Origin of the sequence: Neptuniibacter sp. PT8_73 (assembly GCF_047778045.1) — a bacterium.
In the GTDB taxonomy this organism is placed as follows: domain Bacteria; phylum Pseudomonadota; class Gammaproteobacteria; order Pseudomonadales; family Balneatricaceae; genus Neptuniibacter.
The window spans coordinates 2,724,032-2,742,039 of the sequence record NZ_CP180545.1 but is presented as its reverse complement, the minus strand read 5'-3'; the positions used below and the strand labels follow the sequence as shown (position 1 = coordinate 2,742,039).

The window sequence follows — 18,008 nt, the reverse complement described above, 5'->3', positions numbered from 1 at the left end:
ATATTTTGATCTATTATTGAGTATCGTTATCATTAATGAGCTATAGTTAGTTTCCAGTATGGAATCCAAATTGGATCGTAATGTTACATAAGGAAAGGCTAATGTCGGTTAAGTGTCTTGTTACAGCTTTTGCGCTTACTATGAGCATTGCGATGCCTGTTAGTGCTGAAAATCACCACCAACAATCTCCTAAGTATAAAGTGCAGAGTTTGACCGAGAACATTTCGATGTTGAAGGGAAAGGGCGGCAATATTGGGTTGTTAACGGGTGATCAAGGTTTGTTGATGATCGATGACGATTACCGTTCGATGTCACCAGCATTACAGAAGACCCTGCAAAAGTTTGGTGGTGAAGATAAGCTGACTTACATTATCAACACCCATTGGCATGGTGATCACACAGAGGGTAATCATCACTTTGGTCATCACGCGACAATCGTCGCACATGATAATGTTCGTGAGCGGTTGCTTACCTCTCAAGAGGTTAAGCTCTTTAATATGAAAACCGAGCCCTACCCAGAACATGCGCTGCCGTCTATTACCTATCAACAAGCACTGACGCTCTATATCAATGATGAAGAGGTCGAGTTACTTCACCTAGCTGGTGGCCATACCGATGGTGATTCTGTCGTCTTCTTTAAAAAGGCCAATGCCGTCCATATGGGTGACCTTTATTTCAATGGCTTTTTCCCGTTCGTAGATATCCAGAATGGCGGTAATGTTGCCCGCATGGCGGAGAATGTAGGCAAAGTGCTCGAACTTATTGATGACAAAACCATTGTTATCCCAGGTCACGGCCCTGTATCAAATAAAGCTGAATTGAAGACATTTAAAATGATGCTGGAAGGGACATTGGCCGAAGTAAAAGCGATGCAAGATAAAGGGATGAACTTGGGCCAGATGCAGTTAAAGGGTCTATCCCCTAAATGGCAAAGCTGGACTACCGGTTTTCTTTCAACAAGTGTTTGGATCGGCATTCTTCACAGCAGTTTAGAGAAATAGCCCCATTAATAAATCGCATTGTTTATTTATGTAACAGCTTTAGGTATCTAATCTTCTTACCCTCTAATCCACGATGAGTGCGGTGCTTTCTCTGTGAAGCGCCGTCCTATTTATCTGACCTCTTTAAAATCAATAAGTAATGACGACCGCTGAGAACCAGCTTATCGATTTTATTTGAGGTTTAATTCCAGAATAAACTCGAAAAACCTGAATTTATATCTACGCTTTGATTATGTACTTAGCAGTGATTACTCGTTGAGTCTGTGACATAAGAAGAGTATGCCGATGTATAAATTGTTGTCGTTTCTACGTGGTTTTTCGTTAAAAGCTCGCGTGCGTTGGGCTTTTTTTATTGTCCTAAGTATTGGTATTACGCTCTCTGCTTTTCTTTACTGGCACTACACGGAAAAAAATAGACTCCACGGTCAGGTGCAGCATTTAAGTAACAGTCTGCATGCGGTTGATGAGTTTAGATATAACCTTTCTCGGATCGAGTTAATCAGTGCAGAAATGCTGGTGTCCTATCCAATCGATCAGGACCGATATCTTGAAGCTTATACCGCTCTTCAAGAAACCAAACAGATCTTCAATCTATCTATTGCCCCCTCACTGTCAGGTCGTGAAGGCCTATCCGAATTTAATAAGCTGCTGTTTCATCACTTTACGCTATATAGCCAACAGTTAAGACACTTTCAGAGCCTCCTAGAAGAAGACCGTATTTCAGATGCCAAGCAGTTTTATGTCAAAGCGCTTGGGGTTCAGGAGTATCACAAGCAAGTAGATTCTGTTGCTGAAGAATTTAGAAAGAAGCTCCTAGGTGTTAAAGGAGACCTAATAACTCAGGCAGAAGAGCAAGAAAAGCTCTTTAATACCCAAGGTGGCTTGCTTTTAATCTTTGTCGCAATTGCCAGTTTCTTGATGGTTTCAGCCACACTCAAGGCGATGTTTAGGCCGATAGGATTGGTGAGAAGAACCTTAACAGCTTTAGCGAATAAAAAGACGGCTCAACAAGAGATTTCTAAAGCAGGACAGCCTCAAGAGATCAAAGAGCTGCTTGAAGCTGCCATAGAACTGAGAGATGAGCTACTACAAGTCGAGAATCAGCGCTGGATTAAGACCAATATTTCGGAGATCAGTGCGGAACTGCAGCAGATAAGAACGATGCACGAACTGGCCAAATCCTTTTTGCAGAAAATCGCACCGCTTATTCATCTGGGCCACGGCGTTTTCTATCTATTTAACGAGCAAGAGAAAGAACTAAAGCTGCTAGAGGGATATGCATTTAGAGAGCGTAAATTCCTTAAACAGACCATTGCTGTAGGTGAGGGGTTGATTGGCCAGTGTGCTTTAGAAATGGCGCCCATTATTTTAACCGACCCACCAGAAGACTATATCAAAATCAGTTCGGGTGTTGGCGAGGCGAAGCCAAAGAATATCTCTGTCTTTCCAGTGATCCACAATAACAAACTTCTTGCGGTGGTTGAACTTGCTAGCTTTGTTGAATTTGGCCAAACAGAACAAGCCTTTATCGAAGGTTTACTGCCAATTTTGGCCATGAATTTAGAGATCATTGAAAGGAGTAATAAAACCCAACTACTGCTGAATGAGAGCCGCGAACAAGCCGAAAAAATGGAACGCCAAGCAACATTGCTTGAAGAGCAAACAGCCGAGATGGAAGGGCAGCAGCGCGAGATTAAATCGGCAGAAAAACGAAGCCGTCTCATCCTCGAAGCCGTTAAAGACGGTATTGTTGGGTTAAATACTCAGGGGGAAATCACCTTTGCCAACCCCGCTGCTTATGACTATTTAGGTTTTACCGAGGAAGAATTTTTAGGCCAAAACTTCCAAACACTCGTTCACTATGCAGATGAAAATAGCGAGCCTTACTCGGAAGATTCAAAAAGCATCTGTCATACGGCTGTGGATGGTGTTGCTCGTTCCAGTGAAGATGAGGTGTTGTGGCATAAAAAAGGTCATGCTTTGCCGATTGAATACACCTCTACGCCCATTTTTAGCGACGATAAAATTATCGGCGCGGTGGTTGTTTATCGCGATATTACGGAAAGGAAACAGGCGCAAGACGCCCTTAATGAGGCAGCGGGTGAACAGAAAGCGATCCTCGAAACTGCAACCCGTGCGATTGTGTTGCTGAAAGATCGCGTAGTACAGCAAGCGAATAATAAATTATCTGAGCTCTTTGAACGTCCTATGGAAGACCTAATGGGGCACAGTACTTTGCAATGGTACCCCGATGAGGAAACGTTCAACTATATCGGTGAGTATGCATACGGTGAGCTAGCCAAAGGTAAAGTGCATCAACAGGAAGTCCAGATGGTGAAAGCCGATGGTACGCTTTTCTGGTGCCATTTGAGTGGTAAAGTCCGTGATCTTGACGATCTCTCCAAAGGTACGGTTTGGATGCTGGAAGACATCACAGATCGAAAAGAAACCGAAGAGAAGGTGAATGCTTATTTCGAAAACTCCAGCGATGGCCTGCTGGTACTAAGCCCGAAAGAGGGATTTATCCATGCTAACCGCCGTGCTGCAGATATTTTTGGCTTCGAAGATATCAATGAATTAATAAAATGCTCCCCTGAAATGTTATCCCCAGAGTACCAACCCGATGGATTGCTCTCCTCTCAAGAGATCGATCGCCATTTAGAGGTTGCGTTGGCAGGAACTGAGCCTCACCAGTTCGATTGGGTGCATAAAAACACCTCAGACGAGGAGGTGCCTTGTGAAGTTTCTTTAGTACCTATCAGCTTAAAGAATAAGCCGGCGTTGATTGTCAGTCTTCGTGACATAGCCGAGCGTAAAGCGGCTGAACAGGAGATGCTAAAAGCGAAAGAGCTTGCTGAGGAGGCAACCCAAGCTAAGAGCGATTTCCTCGCCAATATGAGCCACGAAATCAGAACACCGATGAACGCCATCATCGGTATGTCCCATCTTGCCCTGCAAACTGAGTTGAATACCAAACAGAGAAATTACATCGAGAAAGTGAACCGTGCAGGGGAGAACCTCTTAGGCATCATCAATGAAATTTTAGATTTCTCTAAAATTGAAGCAGGTAAAATGACGCTCGAATCTACCGAGTTCTATCTTGATGATGTGATGGAAAACATCGCCAGCATTCTAGCGATGAAAGCGGAAGAGAAAGGCTTAGAGCTGCTGTTTGATAGCCCAGCCAATATCCCTACTGCCTTGATTGGCGATCCGCTAAAACTAGGTCAAATACTGACTAACCTTGCCAACAATGCTGTGAAGTTCACCGACGAGGGTGAAATCGTTATCAGCATCAATGTTGAAAAGATGGAGTCCAAGCACGTAACGCTCCATTGTGCGGTTAAAGATACCGGCATAGGTATGAGCCTTGAGCAGAAAAGCAAGATGTTCCAGAGCTTCTCTCAAGCAGATACCTCAACCACACGGAAATATGGCGGTACCGGATTAGGCCTAGTGATCTCCAAAAAGCTGGTCGAGTTGATGGAAGGTGAAATCTGGCTGGAAAGCGAAGTCGGCCAAGGAACAACATTCCATTTCACAGCGCGTTTAGGCTTACAAAAAGATCCGATGCAGCGCCGCATGTTCCACGCCGAAGAGCTGGATGGCGTAAGAGTGCTGGTGGTTGATGATAATGCCGCTGCTCGCGATATTATCGCCAATCTGATTAACAGCTTTGGTATGCAGGCAGATACCGCCTGTGATGGCGATGAAGCCGAACAGATCATTGTCGAACACCAATCCCCCGATAATTGTTATGACCTCTTATTGATCGATTGGCAGATGCCGCAAAAAGACGGTGTCACTACGCTTGAAGAATTAAGAAGCAGCGAGAGTATCATCTGCCCACCGGCCATTATGGTGACCGGTTATAGCCGTGAAGATGCTATCGATGAAGCGAACGAACGTGGAGTGGAAATAGAATCTGTTTTGACCAAACCTGTAACAGCCTCGTTCTTGCTAGAAGCGATAGGCACATCGCTGAACAAAGGCACAGTGGTCGAAAATCATCGCTCTGCTGCGAAAGAAAATGCACGTGTCGATCTAGCCGGCCTATCTGTCTTGTTAGTCGAAGATAACGAGATGAACCAAGAGCTGGCCACAGAGCTTTTAGAACAGGCGAAGATCAACGTTAAGATTGCCAATAATGGTCAGGAGGCTGTCGATATCTTATCGATGGAGACACACTTCGACATCGTATTGATGGATTGCCAGATGCCGGTGATGGATGGTTTTCAGGCAACCGAGAGAATACGGCAGATGGAGAATGTGCAACATCTCCCCATCATTGCTATGACGGCTAATGCGCTTACTAGCGATAAAGAGAAAGTACTCAATGCGGGAATGAATGATCATATTGGTAAGCCGATCAATATTGATCAGATGTACGCAACCATCGAGCGTTGGGCCTGCGTCGCGAAACGTAATTCTCGTGTGATAGAGCCCACACCTGAGGTTGAGGAAATAGAGCTTCCTGAAATTCCTCATGTGGATAGCGCCAAAGGTTTATCCAGTATGCGGGGTAACCGTGAACTCTATCTCAAAATGTTAAAAGGCTTTTATGAGCACCACCGCGAATTTGAGGCTCAATTCACAGCGGCGATGGAAGATGAAGATCCTACAGCCCCTATGCGATGTGCCCATACTTTAAAAGGCGCTGCGGCCACAATCGGTGCAGTTGAGTTAGAAACCTTAGCTGAAAGCTTAGAAGCCTCATGTGCAGAACCCAACTTTAAAGCCCCAGACATTCAGGAAAACGTAGACGATGTGTCTGACGAGGTAGCTTTGGTGATAGAAAATATAGAGGCCTCCGGCTTACTACCTACAACAAAGCCAGCTACAGATCAGAACTTTAATGTTGAAAAACTAATCGAATCCATTCCTAAATTACGTAAGTACCTATTAGAGAGCGACAGTGAGGCGCTTGAGGTGATTGAAGTCCTTGAAAGTGAATTAGGCGGTCAGGCGTTAGAACTACTTGAACCTGTTGCTAAGGCGATTAACGTGTTTGATTTTGATCTAGCCTTAGAGCGCCTTTCTGACATGGAAGAGGCACTCGATAACTTATAGGGAATGAAGTTTTTAGGCCGCAGTTGGTTCCGATTAAGGTTGTGTAGCTATACTGTTTTTAACAACCTACTAAAAAGACATATTTGCATAATCCAACGCTTTTTTAAGCAATGATGGAGAACGTAAATGAGCAAGACGCAGTCTCAGTGGGTAGAAAAACCTACTGTTCTTGTTGTTGATGATACGCCAGATAATCTGGCGCTTATGTCTGCGCTTTTAAAAGATCACTACCGCGTTAAAGTGAGTAACTCAGGTTCTAAAGCACTAGATATAGTCAACTCGGCAACCCCGCCTGATCTAATCCTACTTGATATCATGATGCCCGAGATGGATGGCTACGAAGTTTGTAAGCGCCTCAAAGAAACGGGAAACACAGCTGATATCCCCATCATCTTTTTAACAGCTAAAACCGAAAGCCGCGATGAAACCAAAGGACTGGCATTAGGAGCTGTGGATTATCTAACGAAACCGGTTAATCCTGAGATCCTTATGGCAAGGGTGTCTAACCATTTGCAATTGAAAGCACAAAAAGACTTTTTGGCAGATAAGAATGAGTTCTTAGAAAAAGAGGTCCGCCGTCGCACCCAAGAAGTCACTATGGTGCAAGATGTCACCATTCTGATCCTCGCTTCATTAGCCGAAACAAGAGATTCCGATACCGGTAACCATATTCGCCGTACGCAATTTTACATTCGCGCCTTGGCTGAAAAGCTCAGATTCTTGCCTAAATACAGCGAACTTTTAACCGACGCTTATATCGATGTGCTGTTCAAATCAGCGCCTTTGCACGATATCGGCAAGGTCGGTATCCCAGATCATATTCTTTTAAAGCCAGGCCCATTTGAGCCAGAAGAGTTCGAAATCATGAAAAGCCATACCACCCTAGGTAAAGAGGCGATCGAACATGCGGAAGCGCAGTTGGGTGTGGAGGTGGATTTTTTAAAGGTAGCTAAAGAGATTGCTTACTCGCATCAAGAGAAGTGGGATGGTTCAGGTTACCCTGAGGCTTTAAAAGGCGAAGAGATCCCGCTTTCTGCAAGGCTAATGGCGATCGCCGATGTATATGATGCCCTGATCTCAAAACGTGTTTATAAAAATGCTATGTCCCATGAGCAAGCAGTGGCGATTATAGAAGAGGGCAGAGGCAATCATTTTGACCCTGAGATCGTAGATTGCTTTATCGAGATTCAGGACGATCTGCTTTCCATAGCGCTGCGCTTTGCCGATAGTGATGAAGGCGTCTTAAACGTTAATTAATCTTCTTCAGCGCTAAGAATACGCAAGCGCCACCAGATCACTAACGTATCTTAGCTAATGCAGTTTTACCGTCTAAAAATGCTTTGCATGAAACCTTAGATGCTCTTCTATAAAGCTGGCGATAAAGTAATAGCTATGGTCATAGCCATCGTGTAAACGCAGCTCCACAGGATTATCCCCAGCCGCAGCTAATAACGCTTCAGGCTTTAATTGCTCATCCAAAAACTGATCTTTCTTACCTTGATCAATCAGTGTCGGCATAAAGTTATTAGTATCCTTAATCAGCTCGCAGCTATCGTATTGTTTCCAAACTTCTGCATCATTACCAAGATAAGCGCTAAACGCTTTCTGGCCCCAAGGGCAGTTAGTTGGATTGGTAATCGGGCTGAATGCACTCACGGATGAGAAACGTTGAGGATTGCGCAGAGCGATCATCAACGCGCCATGTCCGCCCATAGAGTGTCCAGAAATCGCTCGTTGCTCTGTGACAGGGAAGTTTGCCTCAATCAAGGCGGGTAACTCAGTCACAATGTAATCGTACATTTGATAGTGCTGCTGCCAAGGTGCTTGGGTAGCGTTGACATAAAAGCCAGCACCCATACCCAAGTCATACCCGGGATCGTCTGCTACGTCATCACCACGAGGGCTGGTATCGGGTGTAACAATGGCGATATCTAACTCCGCAGCAACACGCTGGGCACCGGCTTTTTGAATAAAGTTCTCATCGGTACAGGTAAGGCCAGATAGCCAATACAGCACCGGTACTTTCTCTCCCGCGAGTGTTTGTGGCGGAAGAAAAATAGAGAAGCGCATGCTGCAGTTCAAACTGGTGGAGTCATGCTGATACTGCTTCTGCCAACCACCAAAGCTTTTGAATTGAGCTAAATTTTCAATCTGCATTTAGTTTGCTCATATCCACCCTGAATAGACTCAGGGCGGATTTCGGTTAGGGTTACTTAAAAGAATTACTTATCGAAGTGAATAACGCTGCGAATACTTTCGCCTTCGTGCATCAAGTCGAACGCTTTGTTGATGTCCTCTAACCCCATAGTGTGGGTAATAAAGTCAGACAGCTTAAACTCGCCTTTTAGATAGCGTTCCACGTAATCAGGAAGCTCAGAGCGGCCTTTGACACCACCAAAGGCAGTACCGCGCCAAACACGTCCGGTCACCAACTGGAATGGACGGGTAGAGATCTCTTGACCTGCACCGGCAACACCAATAATCACCGACTCACCCCAGCCTTTGTGGCAGCACTCAAGGGCAGAGCGCATTACATCGACATTACCGATACACTCGAACGAGTAATCCACACCGCCGTCGGTGAGTTCAACAATGACATCCTGAATCGGCTTGTCGTAGTTTTTAGGGTTAATACATTCGGTCGCACCTAGCTGTTTAGCTAGATCAAACTTACTTTCGTTAATATCAATGGCGATGATACGGCTCGCTTTCGCCATCGTTGCACCAATCACAGCAGACAGACCGATGCCGCCCAAGCCAAAGATGGCAACCGTTGCGCCTTCCTCTACCTTGGCGGTATTCATAACCGCGCCCATACCAGTAGTCACGCCACAGCCTAATAGGCAAACCTCTTCAAGCGGCGCGTCTTTATTTACTTTCGCCAGTGAGATCTCAGGCAACACAGTGTATTCAGAGAAGGTAGAGCAGCCCATATAGTGATAGATCGGCTGACCATCTTTATAAAAACGGGTAGTGCCATCGGGCATTAAGCCTTTGCCCTGGGTTTCTCGAATCTTTTGGCAAAGGTTGGTCTTGCCCGATTTGCAAAACTTACACTCGCCGCATTCAGGTGTGTACAGCGGGATCACATGATCACCCACTTCTACACTGGTAACACCTTCGCCCACGGCTTCAACAATACCGCCGCCTTCGTGACCTAAGATTGAAGGGAAGATGCCTTCTGGGTCTTCACCAGAAAGGGTGAAGGCATCGGTATGGCAAACACCTGTCGCCACAATCTTGATAAGCACTTCACCTTTTTGTGGTGGCATTACGTCGACTTCTTCAATGGATAGGGGCTGGTTAGGCCCCCAAGCGATGGCCGCTTTTGATTTAATCATGGCTCTACTCTTTATTTAGGACAGCGTTTTTAATCAATAGGGATTCAATGTGCTAAACATTATAGTTTTTTCATAAATCGCTATAATCTAGCTAAATATGAAAATACTTTTACGAGGTTGTAATAATGTTTGGCTGGGAGGGGGTAACAGAATTTGTTGCTGTAGCAGAAACAGAAAGCTTTACCGCAGCATCGCAGCGCTTAGGTATATCTACTGCGCAAGTGAGCAGGCAGATCAGCGCATTAGAAAAGCGCCTTGCTACAAAACTGTTTTATCGCACAACCCGCAGAGTATCGGTTACAGAAGAGGGCAAGATCTACTACCAACACTGCCGCCAACTTCTAGACGGCTTAGATGAAGCAGAAAGAGCACTCAGCCAGTTACAAAGCCGCCCACAAGGTAAACTAAAACTGACAGCCCCAACCACCTTTGGCGAAACCAAAATCATCCCACTGCTAAACGACTTTATGCTGCAGTATCCAGAACTCGAAGTGGAATGTCATCTGACCAACCAAAAAGTGGCGCTGGTGGAAGAGGGCTATGACCTAGCAATACGCTTAGGCAAGTTGGCAGACTCCAGCATGATCGCCAAAAGACTCGGAGCCAGACAACAGTTTATCTGCGCCTCAAAAGACTACCTCAACGCCCATGGCCGACCCGATTCAATCTCTGAGTTAGAACAGTATAACTGCCTACAAGGCACCCTAGATTACTGGCGCTTACTCGATGGAAACCAAGAGAGGGAAGTACGGATTAAAGGCAGCTTCCGCTGCAATAGTGGCTTAGCTTTGTTAGATGCTGCCTTAAAAGGCCTAGGGATAGTGCAACTGCCTGATTACTACGTTAAAGAGCATATCGAAAAAGGCAGGCTAGTGCCGCTGCTAGAGATCTATCGACCGGAACCTGAAGGGATATGGGCGCTGTATCCGCATAATCGGCATCTGTCGCCTAAGGTTAGGATGCTGGTGGAATATTTTGGGGGGAAGATGGATTCTTAGGACGGGAGAAAGCAATATGCAAGACCTGCCCCTATGGTTTGATGACCCTATGATTTGGTGCTAAGTCAAAAAATTAAAGATTGCCTACATTAATGATGTTCATAGAGGTGGAGCATAGTATAGTTATTCGATTACTCAACAAAAACTCCATACAGATTTACACGGAATCCGTTTTAGGGACATATCATGGTAGAGAACATCAAACTGAGCATTTGGGATGTTTACACCAACTTTCTGGTTGGTTTACTTGTACTAATAATTTCATCTCTATTTATTTATCTTAGTAGTTTCTTTGATGCCCATAGAGAATCTTTACAGGTTATCTATGGGAATTTATCTCTAGGAACTGCTGTTCTATTACCTTTTGTGTTAATGCTAGTTGGATCGATTATTGATCCATTTTCCAATATGTATTGCACCTTTCTTAAAAAAATATCAAAGTATAGCTTTTTTGCATGGTTGAGAGTAAGAGAACATAGGGATACTACAATATTAAAGGAATCAGCAAAAAAAATGATTTCGTCTAATATTGAATTTAAAACGGATTCAGATAATCGAGATACACCAAACCCATATAGGATATGTAAAGCCTATGTCGAACAAAAAGGGCATACATATAATATGCAGGTTTTTCTTGCAAGAATGGGGTTTTATAGAAACTGTTCGATGATATTTTTGATTTCTGGTTTGGTATTTTTTTATGTGGACTTTGATATAGTAAAGTTAATATTCGGCACGGTCAGTGATTGTTTGATCGTTAGTAATGTATTGGTGTTTTTGATATCGGTATTCTTGAGTATAAGTTTTTTTAAGAGAAGTTTAGCTTTTAAAGGTCACCTAGAGTACGAAGTGTTCTATCAATACATTACTTTAAAATCTTAGGTGATAGTGATGCTTAATCAAAGCTTTACTTATAGTAACCTTAAGAAGCTTTCTGGGAAGTCAGTTGTAAAATTCAATGATAGTGGTTTGCTGAATGATGATTATCTAGAAAATGAGTATTTATCTATTTCAGATAAATTGAAAAATAATTCATATGAATTTGATGATTTTAGATTAAGAAAAGTAGACTCTAATTCTATAATAGAATGTGGATCTTTGGTCGATGAATTGGTCCTAAAAAAACTGAATGATAATATAAAGCGGCTTTTCAAAATTCATCAAGCTGATAGATCTGCGATTGTTAAGCAAGTGATATCCCTCCTGAAAGACTCACAGCCTTTCTCTATAATACGTCTAGATTTTAAAAGCTTTTATGAATCTGTAAATAGGAAGTCAGTTGTCTCTTTTGTTCATGATGAATGGCTGCTTTCTCATTCTGGAAGGACGGTTCTAAATAATTTTTCTGACAGAATGGATGAATTGTCTATCCCTGGGCTACCAAGGGGTTTAGCAATAAGTTCTACATTGTCTGAGCTATATTTAAGGCCTTTTGATAAGGCTATCAGGAAAATTCCAAATATTTACTATTATGAAAGATTTGTAGATGACATTGTTGTCTTCTGTTTCGGGTCAGTATCCGAGGTCAGAGAAAGAATTGAAAGAGTTAGGCAAGAATTTGTGCCAGACCTAACTTTCAATGATAAGACTGAGATAGTTGAGTTTTGTGAAAATCAGTCCCTATATCGTGGATTTGACTTCCTTGGTTATAGGTTTAATGCAGGCCCAATAGGAAATCATAAGGAAAAAAGAGAAGTAAAGATTACTATCAGTAAGAAAAAGATTACCAAGATCAAGAAGAGGGTAGAACGATCTATAAGATCTTATTATAGGAACGGAAATTCTAACCTTTTACTTGCAAGGTTGAGCTTTCTATCAGGTAATCAGTACGTTGTCTCTGATATAGAGCGCTCAAAGCTCAAGTCTGGGATATATTTTAATTATCCACTTATTACTGATAAATCTCAGTTAAAGCATCTTGATGTTTTCTTTCAGAAAACTATAAGGACAGAATACCCAGCCATTCGAAGATCAATAGATAAGTTAAAGCACAAGGATATGTCTACGTTTGTTAAAATAAGTAAACTTTCATTTATGTATGGATATGAAAAAAGAGTAATGAATAACTTTTCATATCTAATAAGAAAGAAAATTAGGAAGTGCTGGTAATGGCTAAAGTTAATGTAAATAAGCATGATTATAATAGAGTTATATTAACAGAAACGTTGCCATACGAAGTTCCAATTACTTTCTCTAATGAAGGGGTTTATTTTCATTTGGCGGGTCGTGAAGGTTATGCTTCTGAATTTTCTGATTTCTTTGATAAAATATTTAGGGTTAGCGGATATACGACCCCTTTTAATTACAGAATAACCAAAAACTCTAGAAGCAAACGTCTTCTATCTATTCCTCATCCATCAATACAAATTGAATTTTCCGATTTCTATAAGTCATATGACTCTTTAATTACTGACTTATGTGGGAAAAGCCCCGTTTCTCTTCGCTCACCATCCAAAGTAGCATCTCGATACTATGAAAAAGAGCTTGTGAATTATGACACACTGAAAGTTGATGCAGTTGAAGTGGAAGAGGAAGCGTTTGAGTCTAAAGCAATAGTGGCAAGTTCATATTTTACTTATAAGAAATACAACTTTCTGTATAAGTTTTATGATTCATATGAATCTCATCGAATTGAAAAGAAATTTGATTATTTAACTAGGTTTGATATTTCGAAATGTTTTCATAATATATATGTGCCTACATTGTCATGGGCGGTTAAGGATAAAGAATATGCTAAAAAATACTCTGATAGTTATTCTTTTGAGAAGACATTTCAAGATTTGATGATAAATTCAAATGAACTCGAATCAAGTGGGATTTTAGTTGGGCCAGAATTTTCAAGAATATTTGCCGAAATAATATTGCAAAGCATAGATAATTCTATAATAGATAGAATTTTATGTGAGCTAGGGCTGGTTTTTGATAAGGATTATACTTTTAGACGTTACGTTGATGATTATTTTCTTTATACAAAGGATGAGAAGATACCAAAAAATATTTTTTCAATAGTTTGTGATGAACTTGAAAAGAACAAATTATTCATTAATGAATCTAAAAGTTCATTTCATGAAGTACCTTTTATCACTGGGCTAACTATAGCCAAAATGGATTGTAAGGATTTAGTTGATTCGATGTATTCACCATTTATTAGTGATGATCGATCAAGTTTTGTGGATGCTTCATTCGTAAATTTTCCAAGGTCGCCAGGTTCAGTAGCTAATCGTTTTATAAAAAATATAAAGCGAATTGTTAAGACCAATAATGTAAGTTATGAAAGTCTTACGGGTCGTACTTTATCAGAAATTAGACGGCACCTTTTTTCTGTTGTTAGAGATCAACGAGTTGCTAGTGCAATAGAAGATGGGGACCATAGAGCTATTTTGAGATTCATATTAATGTCTATAGAGGTCTCATTCTTTATATATAGTATGGATATACGTGTAAGAACTACATACATAATTACCCAAATGATTGTCATCATCAATGGGTTAACAGATTTGGGCAATATTGAATTCAAGGATGAGATTTCTAAGAAAATTTATGATGAGACTACTCTCCTACTTAGTAAGATGGCAGACAAAGGGAAAGCGAATAGTATTGAAACACTTAATCTATTAATTGGACTGTCCACTAATAGAAATGATTATCCTATTGCAGAAAGTACTCTTTATTCCCTTTTCAATCTCGAAGAGAAGGAAGTAGATGGGAAGACCATCCTTTGTGTTAAAGAAGGTAAAGACTTGGGCTATTTTCAAATAATGGTCTTATCCTATTTCTGTAAGCGCGAGAAAGTCAATATAACGCAACTACTGCAATCTTTAGTTACCAGCAAGCTTGATAGTTGTGCTATCCCTGAAAAAAATACTGAAATCGTATGTATGATTCTAGACTCCATCCGCAATCCTTATTTTGATGAGGAATTCAGGAAACAGTTACTTAGTAAATTTAATTTAGCTCTAGGAATTGAGATGTCTCCAGTAAACGAAGAGCATCTGTACCAGTATATAGCTGGTAAAGACTGGTTTTTTACTTGGGATGAAGCAGGCTTAGAAAGTGTTCTTATGAAGAAAGAATTGCGCAGTCCATACTAGTTGCGTAGTATCGATTATTCGAAGCATCTGAGTGTCGCTGCTGTAGGTGATCACTTGTGATCTCATGCAGTTCTGTTTAGAGATATCAACTAAACAGCGGCTCGAGTTAAGTGTACCAGTTACCATGTGACCTCAATAAGAGGGCTCGAAGGAAACGGGTTGTTAATCTAAATTGCAGAGCCTCACACGCTAAGTCATGAGGATGCTTCACCTATTCGAATTTTGCTAAACCTTAGAGTCAGGTCTTCCATTGTGAAATGAATAGAGTTTTCTGCTAAATCCGTTCTTTTGTTAGTAAACGACTAGAAAACTCAATTCCCACCATACCAAAAAAAAATGCCGCATCAGATGCGGCATTTTTAGTTTTAGACTGTTTCGCTAATCACTCAGCGTAATCTTCAACCGGAATACAAGAACAGAACAGGTTACGGTCGCCGTATACGTTGTCGATACGGTTAACCGTTGGCCAGATCTTGCTGCCTTTCAGATGATCAGCAGGGAAGGCTGCTGTTTCAAGTGAGTAAGGGCGGTTCCACTCAGAATCGATAATGTCTGCCATGGTGTGTGGCGCATTACGCAGTGGGTTGTTCTCGCCGTCAATCTCGTTTGCTTCAACCTGACGAATCTCTTCGCGGATTGTGCTCATCGCTTCGATAAAGCGATCTAGCTCAGCTTTAGATTCAGATTCCGTTGGCTCGATCATCAATGTGCCTGCCACAGGGAAGGACATTGTTGGTGCGTGGAAGCCAAAGTCCATCAAACGCTTAGCTACGTCTTCTTCTGTGATGCCAGACGCTTCTTTAAGCGGGCGCATGTCGATGATGCACTCGTGTGCAACACGGCCGTTACGACCAGAGTAAAGAACAGGGAAGTCTTCGCCTAGTTTCTTCGCTAGGTAGTTAGCGTTTAGGATCGCGTTCTCTGTTGCAGCGCGTAGACCTGTGCCGCCCATTAGTGCGATGTAAACCCAAGAGATCGGTAGGATAGATGCGCTACCCCAAGGTGCAGCAGATACTGCGCCGTTCTCAGCTTTAGGGCCTTCGATCTGTTGAACTGGGTGGTTAGCAACAAATGGAGCCAAGTGTGCTTTAACACCGATAGGGCCCATACCTGGACCACCGCCACCGTGAGGGATACAGAATGTTTTGTGCAGGTTCATGTGCGATACGTCGGCACCGATCTCTGCTGGCTGACTGATCGCTACCTGAGCATTCAGGTTGGCACCATCCATGTAAACCTGACCACCGTTATCGTGAACGATCTGGCAGATCTCACGGATATCTTCCTCATATACACCGTGTGTAGATGGGTAAGTGATCATTAGGCAAGATAGGTCATCTTTGTGCTGTTCTGCTTTAGCGCGCAGGTCAGCAACATCAACGTTACCGTTCTCATCACATGCGGTTAGTACCACTTTCATATCAGCCAGTGCCGCTGATGCTGGGTTAGTGCCGTGTGCAGATGTTGGAATTAGGCAGATGTTACGGTGCGCTTCGCCGTTTGACTGGTGGTAGTTACGGATCGCCAATAGGCCCGCGTACTCACCTTGTGCGCCAGAGTTTGGCTGCATGCAGATCGCATCAAAACCAGTGATCTCTTTTAGCTGATCTTCTAGCTCTGTGATCAGCTGCTTGTAACCTTGTGCTTGATCCATTGGTGCGAACGGGTGGATCTGACCAAATTCAGGCCATGTCACTGGGATCATCTCAGCAGTAGCGTTTAGCTTCATCGTGCAAGAGCCAAGCGCGATCATGCTGTGTGCAAGGGAGATATCTTTGTTTTCCAGCTTCTTAAGGTAGCGAAGCATCTCTGTTTCGCTGTGGTAGCTGTTGAATACTGGGTGCTGAAGAATCTCTGATTCACGAACTAGTGCAGCATCAAATGATGTTTCACCAGATGCGGAGATCTCTGCATCGATGCTGTCTAGGTCAAGACCGTGACCTGCACCTAGGATGCAATCCCAAAGGGTGTTGATGATGTCGCGGTTAGTACACTCATCACAAGTCATACCCAGCTTGTTATCGCTGATCTTACGTAGGTTGATACCTGCATCTAGTGCTGCTTGGTAAACCTCTTCAGCGTTATCTAGCTGAATAGATAGGGTATCGAACCAGCTGTTGTTTAGTAGCTGAACGCCTTTCGCTTGTAGGCCTTTTGCAAGAATCGTAGTCAGACGGTTGATGCGGCTAGCGATTGTTTTAAGGCCTTGTGGGCCGTGGTAAACCGCGTAGAAGCCTGCCATGTTGGCAAGTAGAACCTGAGCAGTACAGATGTTAGATGTCGCTTTCTCACGACGGATATGCTGCTCACGTGTTTGCATCGCCATACGCAGTGCTTTGTTACCGCGTGTATCAACAGAAACACCAATGATACGGCCAGGAACAGAACGCTTGTATGCATCACGAGTCGCAAAGAATGCCGCGTGTGGACCACCGTAGCCCATTGGAACACCAAAGCGCTGAGCAGAACCGAATACAACGTCTGCACCTAGCTCGCCTGGTGATTTCAGCATGATCAAGCTCATGATGTCTGCAGCTGCGCAGAATAGGGCTTTTTTGCTGTGAACTTTTTCGATTAGCTCAGCGTAGTCGTTTACATCACCGTAAGTACCTGGGTACTGAACCAGTACACCGAATACTTCGTGTTGATCGATCAACTCGCTTACGTCACCGACGATCACTTCGTAACCTAGTGGCTCAGCGCGTGTTTCAATAACGCTGATGCTCTGTGGGTGAACATTGCTATCGATTAGGAATGTGTTGGCTTTCTTCGCTTTAGACATACGCTTACATAGCGTCATCGCTTCAGCGGCAGCGGTTGCTTCATCCAGTAGGGAAGCGTTGGCAAGGTCTAGGCCGGTTAGGTCTAGCACCATTGTTTGGTAGTTAAGGATCGCTTCTAAACGGCCTTGGGAAACTTCTGGCTGGTATGGTGTGTACGCCGTGTACCAACCTGGATTTTCCAATACATTACGTAGAATAACGTTTGGCACGATCGTGTCGGTATAACCCATACCGATCATCGATGTGTTTACTTTGTTCTTTTGCGCAACAGATTTTAGGTACGCAAGTACCTCATCTTCAGAGCGGCTTTCTGGTAGGCCAATCGGTGACTTGAGCATAATAGACTCAGGTACGGTTTGGCTGATCAACTGATCCATATCAGTTACATCAAGCTCGGCAAGCATCGCTTGTTGCTCGGCTGCGGAAGGTCCAATGTGACGCGCTATAAAGGCATCTTTTTGCTCCAGAACGGAAAGCGGAGCCTGATTCTGTGTCGGCATTTTTAACTTACCTGTGATCAGTTGATTATGGTGTGCTCAAAAAGTGGCTAATGATACCCGTTTTTTGCTCATTTTGTGATAGAAAATAGACAAAAGTTTATTTTAGGAAACTGTGTTTTCTTATCGGAGCGTTTCTTTCAGGGGAGTAGAGGAGGCATTTTTTCGGGCGTTGAGCGGATTGCTTATGCGCGCTATTGCGTAATAACGCTCATAAGCAATGTGTT

The 18,008-nt window shown here is 43.0% G+C and carries 10 protein-coding genes; 7 read left to right on the top strand and 3 right to left on the bottom strand.

Annotated features, from left to right (window positions below):
* The first annotated feature begins 101 nt into the window (after positions 1-101).
* The 3 genes from ACMXYN_RS12285 to ACMXYN_RS12275 all read left to right on the top strand — a co-directional run bounded on the left by ACMXYN_RS12285 (position 102) and on the right by ACMXYN_RS12275 (position 7,328).
* Positions 102-1,001 (top strand): MBL fold metallo-hydrolase, encoded by a 900-nt coding sequence (locus ACMXYN_RS12285; protein ID WP_415892070.1) that lies wholly within the window; start codon positions 102-104, stop codon positions 999-1,001.
* A gap of 285 nt (positions 1,002-1,286) precedes the next feature.
* Entirely contained in the window at positions 1,287-6,071 is a 4,785-nt protein-coding gene (locus ACMXYN_RS12280; protein WP_415892069.1) for a response regulator, read from the top strand.
* 126 nt (positions 6,072-6,197) lie between these two features.
* A complete protein-coding gene (locus ACMXYN_RS12275) occupies positions 6,198-7,328 on the top strand; it encodes a response regulator (protein WP_415892068.1) in 1,131 nt (376 codons plus the stop codon).
* A gap of 72 nt (positions 7,329-7,400) precedes the next feature.
* Here ACMXYN_RS12275 and fghA read toward each other — a convergent pair whose 3' ends face one another.
* Together fghA and ACMXYN_RS12265 are read right to left on the bottom strand one after the other, a co-directional pair.
* Positions 7,401-8,228 (bottom strand): S-formylglutathione hydrolase, encoded by an 828-nt coding sequence (gene fghA, locus ACMXYN_RS12270; protein ID WP_415892067.1) that lies wholly within the window; start codon positions 8,226-8,228, stop codon positions 7,401-7,403.
* Between the two features lie 65 nt (positions 8,229-8,293).
* Complete coding sequence (locus ACMXYN_RS12265) at positions 8,294-9,412, bottom strand: S-(hydroxymethyl)glutathione dehydrogenase/class III alcohol dehydrogenase (RefSeq protein ID WP_415892066.1); 1,119 nt, start codon at positions 9,410-9,412, stop codon at positions 8,294-8,296.
* 125 nt (positions 9,413-9,537) lie between these two features.
* On the opposite strand from ACMXYN_RS12265, the gene ACMXYN_RS12260 reads away from it, so the two are divergent.
* The 4 genes from ACMXYN_RS12260 (at position 9,538) to drt3b (ending at position 14,501) form a co-directional block, all read left to right on the top strand.
* Entirely contained in the window at positions 9,538-10,410 is an 873-nt protein-coding gene (locus ACMXYN_RS12260; protein ID WP_415892065.1) for a LysR family transcriptional regulator, read from the top strand.
* 186 nt (positions 10,411-10,596) lie between these two features.
* The gene (locus tag ACMXYN_RS12255) at positions 10,597-11,292 is read left to right on the top strand and encodes a hypothetical protein (protein ID WP_415892064.1); all 696 of its coding nucleotides are present in this window, start codon (positions 10,597-10,599) and stop codon (positions 11,290-11,292) included.
* A gap of 9 nt (positions 11,293-11,301) precedes the next feature.
* Positions 11,302-12,519 carry an antiviral reverse transcriptase Drt3a gene (gene drt3a / locus ACMXYN_RS12250; protein ID WP_415892063.1) on the top strand — a complete coding sequence of 406 codons (1,218 nt, stop codon included), beginning with the start codon at positions 11,302-11,304 and terminating at the stop codon, positions 12,517-12,519.
* Positions 12,519-14,501 carry an antiviral reverse transcriptase Drt3b gene (drt3b, locus tag ACMXYN_RS12245; protein WP_415892062.1) on the top strand — a complete coding sequence of 661 codons (1,983 nt, stop codon included), beginning with the start codon at positions 12,519-12,521 and terminating at the stop codon, positions 14,499-14,501. The genes drt3a and drt3b overlap by 1 nt, the downstream gene beginning before the upstream one ends.
* Before the next feature lie 382 nt (positions 14,502-14,883).
* Here the strand turns inward: drt3b and gcvP are convergent, their stop codons facing one another.
* Entirely contained in the window at positions 14,884-17,784 is a 2,901-nt protein-coding gene (gene gcvP, locus ACMXYN_RS12240) for an aminomethyl-transferring glycine dehydrogenase (protein ID WP_415892061.1), read from the bottom strand.
* Between the last annotated feature and the right edge of the window lie 224 nt (positions 17,785-18,008).